Here is a 13,966-nt window from a genome sequence, read left to right as displayed (position 1 = left end):
GCCAAGACCAAAGTAACCCGCCGGAAGGGCGGAAAGGTGACTAAGCGCCACCTGCGCAAAAGAATGTTTGCTCGTAATACGCGCCCACATTAAAAATGTTAGCAGTTAGCAGTTTAATTGCATCGAGTGGACGCCTGCAGACGCCATAGCCCATTCAGAAAATCTAACTCAGCACACCCACCCACACGCCAAACAAAAAACCGCCACAAGGGCGGTTTTTCACACATAACGTACCGATCAGAACCGATACGTCAGCGAAGCGCCCAAACCATGAGCACTGTTCTCGTACTTGGCCCGGTAGCTACCCTTGGTCGCACTCACCTGGTTAACCTTCGTGTCCTCTTCCCACAGGTAGGAGTAAGCCACATCGATGGTCATGTCGTCGTTCGGGCTCCACCCAGCACCCAGGCTGAAGATCTTGCGATCGCCGGTAGGGATGCGTGGCGAACGGTCCTGGTTGTTGGTCGGCGACTGGTCAACCGTGAAGCCGGTGCGCAACACCCACTCCTTGTTGACCTTGTACGACGCACCCACGGCGTGCGCCCAGGTGTCATGCCAGTTCTGCTCTTCCGAAATCGTCTGGAACGCCGAACCCACCAGCGGGCGGGGTACATCATTCTGCACCGTGATGTCTTTCAGGCGGCTCCAGCGCGTCCAGGTGCTGCCCGCATACAAGGTCCACTGGTCGTCCAGTTCGTGGGTGACCGACAAGTCCACCGACTCAGGTGTCTTGATTTTCAGGCTTGCATCGAACTTGCTGCCGCTGTAAGGCCCGATCAGCGGGGTAGTGACCTTGGTCTTGCCTTCGAGCTTGTAGTCCACCATCGAGTGGTAGGTCAGGCCGATACGCGTGCGGTCGGTGGCCTGCACCAGCAGGCCGATGTTGTAGCCGACTGCAGTATCGTCGCCCTTGATCTTCACCTCACCATCATTGCGCCCCGGGGTGCGCGGGTTGATCAGGTTCGAGCCCAGTTCACCCTTGATACGGTTGATGGTAGGGCCGAAACCGATCGATACCTTGTCATTGAAGGCATAGCTGACGGTTGGCTGGAAGGTGACGACCTCCACGTGGCTCTTCTTGCCCCAGTAACGTGCAGCGTCGTCGCTGCCGTAATCGGTGACCAGGCCAAACGGCACGTAGACCCCGAAGCCAACGCTCCAGTGGTCATCGATGGGTTTGACGTAGTAACCCATGGGTACCCCAACGACCGGTACCATGTCACCGTCGGTTTCCCCCCCAAGATTGCTACCTGGGCCTGAGATATCCGACTTGGCGATGACCGCCGCGCCGCCCACGGTAACCTGCTGGCGCTTGATGCGGGACATGCCGGCCGGGTTGCCATACACAGTGCTGGCATCTTCGGCAGATGAGGAACGTCCCGCGAAACCTGTCCCCATGCCACTAACGCTCTGTTCGTTCAGAGCGAAACCGCTGGCGAACAGTTGGCCGGACGCGAGCGTGACGGCGAGGCTGAGGGAGGTTTTGAGCATGACTTTTTTCATTATTAGAAACTCCTTGGGATCTCCGAGGCGAAAAGCTACCAACAAATTGCGCGGCGCGCTATAGCCGCAAACAGCGAAGATAGAGCGGTTTTGTAGGACAATCCGACCAAAATTCCTTTTTTTCTAGCTAAGTTGTAAGACCCTTCTCAAGACAGTTGAGGCAGTTTCTGATTAATGCAGGTGTCCCACGCTTCCGTGAAATCGCGCAGCCGCCCCTGAGGGCTGAACACCTGTCGCCAGATGCGGGCCAGCGCTTGAAGGTCGTCTGCGGGAGGAAGCAGTGGTGCCTGGGCCTCCACCAGCATCCACGCGATGGCGGTGGAGTAGCGCAGGTTGACGGTCAGTTCAAGGTGCGGGCTGCCGAGAAAGGCGTGTTGGCTGGCCAGGCCGCGTACCAGGCTGGCGAGTTCAGGGTCCAGGGCCAGGTATTCGTCCCACACGGCTCGGTGGCGGTGCTCGCCGATACGGTAAAGCCCGTGGCCACGTCGATCGTGCAGTGCAGACCCGAGCGCCGACTGGCTTGCGGCAATGCCGAGCAACAACGCTTCAGCGCTGGCGCAGTGACGGTTCAGGTAGGCCAGAGTGGGCCGAATGACATGCTGACAGAGTTCCTTCGCCGCAATACCCATGATGCCCTCGAGCAGTAAGGGACCGACGGGCGCTGGAGCTTGGCAGCTGGTGAATGTTCAGGCCCGCCGGAAGCGGCAAGCACCGCTCGAGTTGAAGTGTAGTGTGATAATCATGGTGTAAAGGGCTGTTTTTAAATCGATTACTGCCAGAGTCGACCAGCCATATGCCCTAAGGCAATTACGCTGGGTCTGCTCAGGCAGGCTTGCGATGGGGGTATTCAGCGCTTGAATGGGCCGGCATTCTCCGCTCACGCGGTGAGCGACTGGCGTGTCCGGGCAATGATCGCCTGCAGCGGCTCACTGCGGCTGTACTGCTCGGGGTACAAGCGTTCGGTGTGGCAGGCGATGCCATGTTCGTCCACCAGGGTGAAGCTGAAGCTGCCCTTGCGTGGGGCCACGATCAGGCACTTCAGTGGGGAGAAGGCTTGGGAAAGGGTGCCAATGGCAGCCTGAATTTGGTGATGAGTTTGCATATTGTTGGAAGTTTCCTGCGTTGAACACGGGGGTTAGGATCCGTGCATGATAGAAACGTTCCAGTGACGCCTTTATTAAGGGACGAGAGAACCCGACTGGAACAATGCAGCCAGAGGGAGCGCAATCAAGTAGTGGGCGCTTGGGCTGACTGGTAGGTACTTCAGAGGGCAGGCAGCACGCCGGGGCCAGGGTTCTGGGCCATCGGGTGGGATCCTGATCAATCTGTCATGTGATTCATTGGCGTACAGCCTATTGGCTGCCGGGCGAATCATCTAAAGGGCCGGTCCTGGTTTCAGCAGTACGCTGTTGGGGAAGCGAGTCTGCAAGGACACTGTTGGCCAGAATTGACTTTCAGCTTGGTACTAACGAGGGGCATCTTACCGGAGCTTCGCAAGCTTGGCAAGCATTATTATCTGCGAAGCCAGCCGAGCATTATGTTCGGATTTCCTGAGGCTGTGAAGGGGTTGTAATGCTCCTTTTTGGGGCGGGATCGAGGCATCGGATACCCGAACGGATGTTTTCGCACGGCTTGTGCACATTCGGTGCGGCTCCTGTAACACCCCCGCAACACGCAGCGGAGCCTTCGCCAATGACTTGACTGGCCAGTTAAGTCAATGAAAAAAAACACTATTTTTAACTGGTGAAAAAATCGTCAGTTTGTCAGGAGGCCATATACCACGCGGCTTTGAGGGGGGTGGGAAGGGGTTGTCCACCGAGTTATCCACAGGAACTGTGGATTGTCCCAAGCGCTTGCTCTAGCCCGGGCATGGCGCGGCCAGACTGCCTTCCAACTCGTTTAGATGGGTAAGCCCAGGCATCCACTCATTACCCTGACTACGTCAAGAAACGATCACATGAAATTTTTTTAAAAATAAGCCGTCGCGTTGGGCCGATGTCGGGAAAAGGAGTAGAGTGGCGCGCTTTTCGATTTGCCTGCCCCTGTTGCCATGAAGTCTCTCGGTAAAACCTCCGTCAACACCGCCATAGCTGCTGCGCCCCCCGACCGCAGATTCTCGCTCAAGGTTGCCCTGTGGTTGCTGGATAACCCACGGCTGAATGAAAAGCCCAAGGTCAAGCACCTGGCTGGCCGCTTGCTCAAACGGCCAGCTCGCCAAGGCGTGGTGGTTGCGCAGAGCCGGTTGGGGCAGATGTTGTGCCGCGACTGTGGCAACGCGCGCGACCGTCGCATTGGTCATGACCTGCTGCGTCAGGCCGCACGGGGCGGTGATCGCCGGGCTCAGCTGGAATACGCACGTGTTTGCCAGCACAGTGCCCCGGACCAGGCCCGGTTCTGGCTGGAGCTGGCCGCAGGCCAGGGGTCGCATGAGGCTCGCACACTGCTGCAGCAGTGGTTCGGCGCCTGAAGTGCGCCTGGTCGCGCGTAGCGCGGGCAACCCTCCTGCCGGGCTGATAAGCTGCCCCATTTGCCAGAACAGTAATCGGGGTAAGCATGACAGTTGATCTGGCCAGTGTCCTGCTGGGTTTGGTGGCGGGGGCGGTGCCTGGCCTGGTGTGGGCCATGCAGCTACAGCGTGGGCATGGGGCGCGGCACGCAGCGCAGGCACTGCTGGAAGAGCGCCTCAACGCAGCCCAGCTGGCCCAGGCCGGGCTGCAGGCGCAACTGGACGCCAGCCGTGACGAGGTCAGCGACCTCAGCGAAGCCAACACCGCCAAGCAGGCCCAGCTCGCCGCCCAGGGCCGTGAGCTGGAGTTGCTGCAAGTCGAGCGCGACAACGCTCGCGATGCCTCCCATGCCTGGAACCTGGAACGCGCCAACCGCGAGGCCGAGCTGCGTCGCCTGGAGGCGCAGGCAGCGCGCCTGGAAGCGGAGCTGCGTGAGCAGCAGGAAAGCCATCAGCAGCGCCTGGAGGACCTGCAGGAGGCCCGGGAAACGTTGCGTGCCCAGTTCGCCGACATGGCCACAAAAATTTTCGACGAGCGCGAACAGCGTTTTGCCCAAACCAGCCAACAGCACCTGGGGCAATTGCTCGACCCGCTCAAGGAACGTATCCAGTCGTTCGAAAAGCGCGTGGAGGAAAGCTACCAACAGGAAGCTCGCGAGCGTTTCTCGCTTGGCAAGGAGCTGGAGCGCCTGCAACAGCTCAACCTGCGCCTGTCAGACGAAGCCACCAACCTGACCCAGGCGTTGAAAGGGCAGAAAACCCAGGGCAACTGGGGTGAGCTGGTTCTGGAGCGGGTGCTGGAGCACGCCGGCCTTGAGAAGGGCCGCGAGTACCAGACCCAGGTGAGCCTCAAGAGCGCCGATGGCGAGCGCTTCCAGCCGGACGTGCTGATCATGCTGCCCGGCGACAAGCAGGTGGTGGTGGATGCCAAGGTCAGCCTCACCGCCTACCAGCAGTACGTGGCTGGCAACGACGAAGCGGCGCTCAAGCAACATGTGCAATCGCTGCGCAGCCACGTCAAAGGTTTGTCCAGCAAGGACTACAGCCGGCTCGAAGGCTTGCACAGCCTCGATTTCGTGCTGTTGTTCGTGCCTATCGAGGCAGCGTTCTCTGCCGCCCTGCAGGCAGAGCCGAACCTGTTCCAGGAAGCTTTCGACCGGCAGATCGTGATTGTCAGCCCAACCACCCTGCTGGCCACCCTGCGCGTCATCGACAGCCTGTGGAAGCAGGAGCGTCAGGGCCAGAACGCCCGCGAAATCGCCGAGCGCGCCGGGTGGCTGTACGACAAGTTCGTGCTGTTCATCCAGGACCTGGACGAGCTGGGCAGCCGCCTGCAACAAGTGGACAAGGCCTACGCCGCCGCGCGCAACAAACTGTGCGAGGGGCGCGGCAACCTGGTCAGCCGCAGCGAGCAGCTCAAGTTGCTGGGGGCCAGGGCCAGCAAGAGCCTGCCACCCAGCTTGCTGGAGCGGGCCCTGAGCGATGAGGCGGTGCCAGGGGAAGCGCTTACTGAACCAGGCTCAGATGACGGTTGAGCAGGGCCCGCAGCGCCGCTGGCTTGACCGGCTTGGCCAGGAAGTCCAGGCCCGCAGCATGCACCAGCCCGAGGGTTTCCTTGCTGCCATCGGCACTGATCACCACCCCCGGTACCGGTTCGCCCAGCCGCGCCCGTAACCAGCCCATCAGGCCGGTGCCGGTGTCGCCGTCATCCAGGTGGTAGTCCACCAGGGCCAGGTGCGGGCGCATGCCGTCTGCCAGCAGCGCTTCGCATTCGGCGCGGCTGCGGGCCGTCCACACCTGGCAGCCCCAGCGGCTGAGCAGGCTGTTCATGCCAATCAGAATGCTGTCTTCATTGTCCACGCACAGTACCTGCAGGCCAGCCAGCGGCTCGCTGCGTTGTTCCAGCGGCGCGGTGGTGGCCGCCGCGGCCTGGCGGGCGATGGGTACGCTGACCCGGAACACCGTGCCCTTACCAGGCCACGAGCGCACCTCCAGGGAGTGCCCCAGTACCCGGCACAGGCCGTCGGCGATCGCCAGGCCCAGGCCCAGGCCTTTTTCGGCGCGGGTCTGGTGGCTGTCCAGGCGCTTGAACTCCTGGAAGATCACCTGCAGCTTGTCATCGGCGATACCTGGGCCACGGTCCCACACCTCCAGCCACAGCCGCTCGCCCTGGCGACGGGTGCCCAGCAAGATCGGGCTTTTGCCGTAGCGAAGGGCATTGGTGAGGAAGTTTTGCAGTACCCGGCGCAGCAGTTTCATATCGCTGTCCACCCGCAGGCGGCTGCCGCGCAGACGGAACTCCAGGCCTTTTTCGGCAGCCAGCACCTTGAACTCGGCACCCAGTGTGTCGAACAGTTCGTTAAGGGCGAATGGCTTGGCGTCCGGGGTGATCTTGCCGTTTTCCAGCCGTGAGATATCCAGCAGGTCGCTGATCAGTTCCTCGGCAGAGCGCAGCGAGCTGTCCATGTGCTGGACCAGTTGCCGGGCTTCCGTAGTCATGCCCTCGGCCTGCTGGGAAAGGGCTGCAGAGAACAGCCTTGCCGCGTTCAACGGCTGCATCAGGTCGTGGCTGACCGCAGCCAGGAAGCGCGTCTTGGACTGGCTGACCGCCTCGGCATGGCTCTTGGCTTCGGTCAGCGCCTGGTTCAGTTGCGACAGCTCGTGGGTGCGCTCTGCTACGCGCTGTTCCAGGCCCTCATTGGCGTCCCGCAGCGCCTGCTCGGCTTCGCGGAACGGTGTGATGTCGGTGAAGCTCATCACGAACCCGCCCCCCGGCATGGGGTTGCCGATCAGCTCGATCACGCGGCCGTTGGGGAACAACCGCTCGGAGGAGTGCGCCCGGCCCTGGCGCATCCAGTGCAGGCGCCGCGCCACGTGCACCTGGGCCTCGCCGGGCCCGCACAGGCCGCGCTCGGCGTTGTAGCGGATGATGTCGGCGATGGGCCGGCCCACGCTGATCAGCCCCTCCGGGTAGTTGAACAGCTCCAGGTACCGGCGGTTCCAGGCCACCAGGTGCAGGTTCTGGTCGACCACGCTGATGCCCTGGTTGATGTTCTCGATGGCGCCCTGCAGCAGGGCGCGGTTGAACTGCAGCACCTCACTGGCCTCGTCGGCGATGCGCACCACGTCCTCCAGCTGCATGTCGCGGCCTTCGATGGCGGCCTTGACCACCGCCCGCGTGGAGGACGTGCCCAGTACCCCGGCCAGCAGGCGCTCGGTATGCTCGATCCAGTCGCCGTCGGCGTTCTGGTTGGGGTTGAAGCCCTTGCCCTGGCGGTAGGCGAAACGGATGAAGCTCTGCCGGGCGCGCTCTTCGCCGACAAAACGCGAGGCCAAGGTCAGCAAGTCGTCGATCTGCACCGCCAGCAAGGGCTTGCTGCTGGGGCGGGCGCTGGTTTGCTGGCCGATGAAGCGGCCCGCCTGCCAATGTTCCGACACCCGTGTGCGCGACAGCACCGACACCCAGGCGAACAGTGTGAAGTTGCCGGCCAGTGACAACACTACCCCCTGGGTGAGCGGGCTGATCGGCAGGTTCAGCGGGTTGCCGTGCAGCCACGCCAGCCCCGGGAACAGCTGCAATGACCAGCCAACGCTGTGGGCGGCAATGGGCAGTACCAGTGTGTAGAACCACAAGAAGATGCCGGCTGCCAGCCCGGCAAACACGCCACGGCGGTTGGCCTGCTTCCAGTAGAGTGCCCCGAGCATGGCCGGCGTCAACTGGGTAACGGCGGCGAACGCAATTTGGCCGATGGTAGCCAGGCTGGCGGTAGAGCCCAGCAGGCGGTAGCTGACGTAAGCGAGCAGCAGGATCACCACGATGGTCACCCGGCGTACCGAAAGCATCCAGTGGCGGAACACCTCGAATGGCCGTTCGGCATTGTTGCGCCGCAGCAGCCACGGCAGCAGCATGTCGTTTGACACCATGGTCGACAGCGCTACCGCCTCGACAATCACCATGCCGGTGGCCGCAGAGGCGCCGCCGATGAACGCCAGCAGGGCCAGGCTGGGGTGGGCTTCGGCCAGTGGCAGGCTGATGACAAACGAGTCGGACATCACCGTCCCCGGCAACAGCATCTGCCCGGCGAGGGCGATGGGCACCACAAACAGCGCGGCCAGCGCCAGGTACATCGGAAATACCCAGCGCGCCAGGCGCATGTCCTGAGGTTCGATGTTTTCCACCACGGTGACGTGAAACTGCCGCGGCAGGCAGATGATGGCCATCATCGCCACGGCGGTCTGCACCACCATCGACGGCCAGTTGATTGTTTCTTGCCAGTAGTCCTGCAGATGGATGGATTGCCGCGCCTGCGTGAACAGGTCATCGAAGCCGTCGTAAAGGTTGAAGACCACGAAGATACCCACCGCCAGAAACGCCAGCAGCTTGATCAGCGACTCGAAGGCGATGGCCAGCACCATGCCACGGTGGTGTTCGGTGACATCCAGGCTGCGGGTGCCGAACACGATGGCGAACACGGCAAGCACCAGCGAAACCACCAGTGCGGTGTCCTGCACCCGGGTACCGGTGGCGTCGGCATTGGCGCCGATCAGCAGGTTCACGCCCAGCACGATGCCCTTCAACTGCAGGGCGATATAGGGCAGTACGCCCACCAGGCAGATCAGCGCCACCACCACCGCCAGGGTTTGCGACTTGCCGTAACGTGCGGCGATGAAGTCGGCGATCGACGTGATGTTCTGCTGCTTGCTGATCAGCACCATCTTCTGCACCACCCAGGGTGCAAAGATGAGCAGCAGCACCGGCCCCAGGTAAATGGGTAAAAACGCCCACAACTGCTCGGCGGCCTGGCCGACGGCGCCGAAGAATGTCCAGCTGGTGCAATACACCGCCAGCGACAGGCTGTACACCCAGGCGCGCAACTTCGGCGGCAGCGGCGTGCTGCGGCGGTCGCCGTAGAACGCGATGGCGAACATGATGGCCATATAGGCGAGGGCGACCACGGCGATCAACCCGCTGGACAACGACATGAAGACTCCGAAGCAAAAAATAACGTGGCCCGATGGGTCAGTCTGGCACGGGCAGCGCCTTGTCGTCAGCGCCGACATTGGTCGCAGTGGCAGGTCGTCGCAGCCACACGGCCGCATATCCAGCATGAGGCAGGGGTGAGTTTCGCCAGTGTGGTCGGGCAGTTCGACGCACTGGGTTGCGCGGCGCCACTGCGCCAGGCCCTGTTGGTCGATACGGCGCAACGGTTGTTCGGGGTCGACTGACGCCAAGGGTGTGGCGTGCAACTCCCTGGAAACAGGCCTGTCAGTGGTGGTGGCAATTGTGGCTTCATAGAGGCCGCGTGCATCCCAATCAGATAACTGCCACCCATGGCTGAACCCAGGACCAAGGACGATGAGTCACTCCTCGCAATTCACCTTGCTCGGCAAGCGGCGCTTCCTGCCATTTTTCATCACCCAGTCGCTGGGTGCGTTCAACGACAACCTGTTCAAACAGTCGCTGATCCTGGCGATTCTGTTCAAGTTGAGCCTGGGTGATGGCGATCGCTCCATCTGGGTCAACCTGTGTGCCCTGCTGTTCATCCTGCCGTTTTTCCTGTTCTCGGCACTGGGCGGGCAGTTTGGCGAGAAGTTTGCCAAGGACGCGCTCATCCGCGCGATCAAGCTTGCCGAAATCGGCATCATGTCGATAGGCGCGCTGGGCTTCGTCACCAACCACCTGGCCCTGATGCTGGTGGCCCTGTTCGGGATGGGGACCCATTCGGCGCTGTTCGGTCCGGTCAAGTATTCCATCCTGCCCCAGGCCCTGCGCGAACAGGAACTGGTAGGTGGCAATGGGCTGGTGGAAACCGGCACGTTCCTGGCCATCCTGGCCGGCACCATCGGCGCCGGGGTGATGATGTCCTCCGACGACTACGCCTGGGTGGTGGCCGGCGGTGTGGTCGGTACTGCTGTACTGGGCTACCTGGCCAGCCGCTGGATCCCGCGCGCGGCGGCGGCGTCACCGCATGCGGTGCTGGACTGGAACATCTTCAAGCAGTCCTGGGTGATTCTGCGCATGGGGCTAAGGCAGCCGCCGGCAGTGTCCCGGTCGATCGTGGGCAACTCCTGGTTCTGGTTCGCCGGCGCCATCTACCTCACCCAGATCCCTGCCTACGCCAAGGACTGGCTGCACGGTGACGGCACGGTCGTTACGCTGGTGCTGACGCTGTTTTCGGTAGGCATCGCCCTGGGCTCGCTGCTGTGCGAGCGCCTGAGCGGGCGCAAGGTCGAGATCGGGCTGGTGCCGTTCGGCTCGTTCGGGCTGACCGTGTTCGGCTTGCTGTGGTGGTGGCACTCCGGCGACGTACCGGCAGCCGCTGCGCCCCACGACTGGCTAGCACTGCTGGGCATGAGCCAGGCCTGGTGGGTGCTGCTGTCCATCGTTGGCCTGGGCGTGTTCGGCGGTTTCTACATCGTGCCGCTGTATGCGCTGATCCAGGCCCGTACCGCCGAAGACCAGCGCGCCCGCGTGATCGCCGCCAACAACATTCTCAATGCATTGTTCATGGTGGTTTCAGCGCTGCTGACCATTGCCCTGCTAGGCCTGGCCGGGTTCACCATCCCGCAGTTGTTCCTGGTGGTGTCATTGCTGAACATTGCGGTCAACGCCTACATCTTCAGCATCGTGCCCGAATTCACCATGCGCTTTCTCATCTGGTTGCTCAGCCACTCGATGTACCGGGTAAAGCACCAGGGCCTGGAGCGTATACCGGACGAAGGGCCGGCATTGCTGGTGTGCAACCATGTGTCGTTCGTTGACGCGCTGCTGCTTGGCGGGGCCATCCGCCGGCCGATTCGTTTTGTCATGTATTACAAGATCTACAACCTGCCGGTGTTGAACTTCATTTTCCGCACCGCAGGTGCCATCCCGATTGCCGGGCGCAGCGAAGACCTGGCGACTTACGAACGCGCGTTCGCACGCATTGCCCAGTACCTGGCCGAAGGCGAGCTGGTGTGCATCTTCCCGGAAGGCAAGCTGTCGGCCGATGGGGAGATCGATGTGTTCAAGGGCGGCGTCAGCCACATTTTGGAACAAACGCCGGTGCCGGTCATTCCGTTGGCGTTGCAGGGGTTGTGGGGCAGCTTTTTCAGCCGTGACCCTGCCAAAGGGTTTTTCAAGCGGCTGTGGTCGCGGGTGACCATCGTGGCAGGCGCCGCCATCCCCGCGGAGGCGGCGCAGCCAGAGGTGTTGCGTGAGCAGGTCAGCCGCTTGCGCGGCGCCATACGCTGACAGGCTGTCAGCTGGCGCTGACTTTGAGGCCCACCAGGCCACAGATGATCAGTGCCACGCTGACCAGCCGCACCAGGGCCATGGACTCACCAAACAGGATGATGCCGGCGATTACCGTGCCCACTGCACCTACGCCTGTCCAAATGGCGTAAGCCGTACCCAGCGGCAGCTCTTTCATGGCCAGGCCCAGCAGGCCCAGGCTGACTGCCATGGCCGCGATGGTGAGGGCAGTAGGCAGGGGCTTGCTGAAACCATCGGTGTATTTCAGGCCAACGGCCCAGCCTACTTCGAACAGGCCGGCAAAGAACAGGATGATCCAGGACATGATGCGTCTCCATCAGGTGGGATGATGGGGCCGTCCCCGTAATGATCACGCTCGGCGTCGTGAGGTCGTCCTCACTGTGACTTGCATGGTGCCCATCTGCCCGCTTCGGATCAAGAGGGCAGGGGCACGTGGTCCCGCTCAGTGGCCTGCAGTAGGTTCTTGAGGCGCGGCGCCTGCGTCGTCCATGCGCCGGAACCAGGTGGACAACAATGCCCCGGAAATATTGTGCCAAACGCTGAACAGCGCGCTGGGCACCGCTGCCAGTGGCGAAAAATGCGCTGCCGCCAGCGCCGCCCCCAGCCCGGAGTTCTGCATGCCGACCTCCAGGGCCAGCGACTTGCGCTGGGCCAAGGGCAGTTTGCACAGCTTGCCAGTGAGGTAACCCAGCAGGTAGCCGAAGCTGTTGTGCAGGATGACCACCGCCATGATCAGCAAACCGGATTCGGCAATCTTGGCCTGGCTGGCCGCCACCACCGCGCACACGATCATGACGATGCTCACCACCGACACCAGTGGCAACACCTGTACCGCAGCCTGTACCCGTGCGCCCAGCAAGCGCTGCGCCAGCACCCCTAGCACGATAGGCAGCATGACCAACTGCAAGATCGACCAGAACATGTCCATGAAGGACACCGGCAGCCAGGCCGAGGCCAGGAACCAGATCAACGCGGGGGTGAGCAATGGCGCCAGCAAGGTGGTCACTGCGGCAATGGCTACCGCCAACGCCAGGTCGCCACGGGACAGCCAGACCATGACGTTGGACGCGGTGCCACTGGGGCAGCAGCCCACCAGAATCACACCCACCGCGATTTCAGGCGGCAGGTGAAACACCTGGCACAGCAGCCATGCCATGCCAGGCATGATCACGAAATGGGCCACCACCCCCAGCATCACGCGCCAGGGTTGGCGGGCGAGGGCGGCAAAGTCGTCCAGTTTGAGGGTGAGGCCCATGCCGAACATCACCAGCCCCAGCAGCGGTACGATGGCCACTTTCAGGGCAATGAACCACTGGGGTTGCAGGAAGGCCAGTACGGCAAATACCAGCACCCACAGGGCAAAGGTGTTGCCGACGAAACGGCTGAGAGCGGCGAGCGCACGCATGGCAGGGAATTCTCCGGTTCAGCTGCAAGTAATAAAGAAGTGGCGCTTTGATCAGCGCCACTCGGGTGTGCTTGTTGTTGTAGCTTGCGGCCCAGGCTGCGCAGGCGCTATCAGACGCCTTGGGGGATTTCTTCGCCGCCCAGGGCTTCGAACAGTGTGGGCAGGAATTCTGCGAAGGTCATCATCATCAGCTGGAAGCTGGCATCGAACTGCTGGGCAGCCTCGTCACCGCCGTCCTGCTCGGCCTGCTCTTGCAGCAGCTCTTCGAACTTCAGGCGTTTGATCACCATCTTGTCGTCCAGTACGAACGACAGTTTGTCTTGCCAGGCCATGGCCAGCTGGGTCACCACCTTGCCGGTGCTCAGGTGAAGCTGGATTTCCTCGCCGGTCAGGTCCTGGCGCTTGCAGCGCACGATGCCACCGTCTTCGGCGGTGTCGCGCAGCTCGCACTCATCCAGTACATAGAAGCCTTCGGCAGCCTGCTGGGACTTGACCCAGTCGGTCATGGTGGCGACCGGGGCGATCTTGACGGTAGCCGGGCGCACAGGCAGCGAGCCCATCACTTCGCGCAGGGTGGACAACAGGTCTTCGGCGCGCTTGGCACTGGCCGAGTTGACCAGCACCATCCCGAGGCGTGGGGCAATGGCGGCGAAGATCATCGAGCGGCGGATGAACGCACGCGGCAGGAACGCCTGGATGATTTCGTCCTTGATCTGGTCGCGTTCCTTTTTGTAAACCTTGCGCATCTGCTCGGTTTCGATCTCTTCGACCTTTTCCTTTACAGCGTCATTGACCACGCTGCTGGGCAGGATGCGTTCTTCCTTGCGGGCGGCAATCAGCAGGTATTCGCCGCTTACATGCACCAGGGGAGCGTCTTCGCCTTTACCGAACGGGGCGACGAAGCCATAGGTGGTCAGCTCCTGGCTGGCACAGGGGCGGGCCGGCTTGCTGGCCAATGCGGCTTCCAGCGCTTCAGCCTCGAAAGGCACATCCTGGGTCAGGCGATAGGTGAGCAGGTTCTTGAACCACATGAGGGGGGATCTCTCCTTAATGCATAAGGCGGGCATTATTCTCCGAGCGGCCCCCCGAGGCCAACCCTGTCAGAGGGCCAGTAGTCACTCCAGGGGCAATTAAACCGGCGGTTGCGCTAGGTTATTGAAAGGCCTGCGTTTTTTTTCAAATATTTTTCAAAAAGAGCTTGCCAGGGTGGAATGCCCTCCGTAGAATGCGCGCCACACCGAGACGAAGGGTGATTAGCTCAGCCGGGAGAGCATCTGCCTTACAAGCAGAGGGTCGG

The 13,966-nt window shown here is 62.0% G+C and carries 10 protein-coding genes; 3 read left to right on the top strand and 7 right to left on the bottom strand.

The features are described from left to right. Window positions 1–237: 237 nt before the first annotated feature. The 3 genes from IAE36_RS22930 to IAE36_RS22920 all read right to left on the bottom strand — a co-directional run bounded on the left by IAE36_RS22930 (window position 238) and on the right by IAE36_RS22920 (window position 2,605). Complete coding sequence (locus IAE36_RS22930) at window positions 238–1,503, bottom strand: OmpP1/FadL family transporter (RefSeq protein WP_201214913.1); 1,266 nt, start codon at window positions 1,501–1,503, stop codon at window positions 238–240. A 146-nt stretch (window positions 1,504–1,649) separates the two neighbouring features. Further along, entirely contained in the window at window positions 1,650–2,132 is a 483-nt protein-coding gene (locus IAE36_RS22925; protein WP_201214912.1) for a hypothetical protein, read from the bottom strand. 248 nt (window positions 2,133–2,380) lie between these two features. Continuing rightward, entirely contained in the window at window positions 2,381–2,605 is a 225-nt protein-coding gene (locus tag IAE36_RS22920; RefSeq protein WP_028633693.1) for a hypothetical protein, read from the bottom strand. A gap of 948 nt (window positions 2,606–3,553) precedes the next feature. Here IAE36_RS22920 and IAE36_RS22915 point away from each other — a divergent pair. Both IAE36_RS22915 and rmuC read left to right on the top strand, forming a co-directional pair. Then, complete coding sequence (locus IAE36_RS22915; RefSeq protein ID WP_201214911.1) at window positions 3,554–3,970, top strand: sel1 repeat family protein; 417 nt, start codon at window positions 3,554–3,556, stop codon at window positions 3,968–3,970. Window positions 3,971–4,170: 200 nt separating this feature from the next. Beyond that, on the top strand, window positions 4,171–5,544 hold the full coding sequence (rmuC, locus tag IAE36_RS22910) for a DNA recombination protein RmuC (RefSeq protein WP_201214914.1): 1,374 nt from the start codon (window positions 4,171–4,173) through the stop codon (window positions 5,542–5,544). On the opposite strand, the gene IAE36_RS22905 is transcribed toward rmuC, so the two are convergent. After that, window positions 5,516–8,992: a PAS domain-containing hybrid sensor histidine kinase/response regulator gene (locus IAE36_RS22905; RefSeq protein ID WP_201214910.1), complete on the bottom strand. Its 3,477-nt coding sequence runs from the start codon at window positions 8,990–8,992 to the stop codon at window positions 5,516–5,518. The genes rmuC and IAE36_RS22905 overlap by 29 nt on opposite strands. Before the next feature lie 373 nt (window positions 8,993–9,365). Between IAE36_RS22905 and IAE36_RS22900 the strand changes: the two genes are divergently transcribed. After that, window positions 9,366–11,243: an MFS transporter gene (locus tag IAE36_RS22900; RefSeq protein WP_201214909.1), complete on the top strand. Its 1,878-nt coding sequence runs from the start codon at window positions 9,366–9,368 to the stop codon at window positions 11,241–11,243. Between the two features lie 7 nt (window positions 11,244–11,250). Here the strand turns inward: IAE36_RS22900 and sugE are convergent, their stop codons facing one another. From sugE to rdgC, 3 genes are all read right to left on the bottom strand, one after another. Continuing rightward, a complete protein-coding gene (gene sugE / locus IAE36_RS22895) occupies window positions 11,251–11,568 on the bottom strand; it encodes a quaternary ammonium compound efflux SMR transporter SugE (RefSeq protein ID WP_028633685.1) in 318 nt (105 codons plus the stop codon). A gap of 138 nt (window positions 11,569–11,706) precedes the next feature. Next, a complete protein-coding gene (locus IAE36_RS22890) occupies window positions 11,707–12,669 on the bottom strand; it encodes a bile acid:sodium symporter family protein (protein ID WP_201214908.1) in 963 nt (320 codons plus the stop codon). Between the two features lie 110 nt (window positions 12,670–12,779). Next, window positions 12,780–13,700, bottom strand: a complete 921-nt coding sequence (gene rdgC / locus IAE36_RS22885; RefSeq protein ID WP_028633683.1) for a recombination-associated protein RdgC — start codon at window positions 13,698–13,700, stop codon at window positions 12,780–12,782. Between the last annotated feature and the right edge of the window lie 266 nt (window positions 13,701–13,966).

Origin of the sequence: Pseudomonas sp. S36, from assembly GCF_016647875.1 — a bacterium.
Taxonomy (GTDB): domain Bacteria; phylum Pseudomonadota; class Gammaproteobacteria; order Pseudomonadales; family Pseudomonadaceae; genus Aquipseudomonas; species Aquipseudomonas parafulva.
Note: the sequence above shows the minus strand (reverse complement) of the source record. Positions and strands in the feature narration are given on the sequence as shown.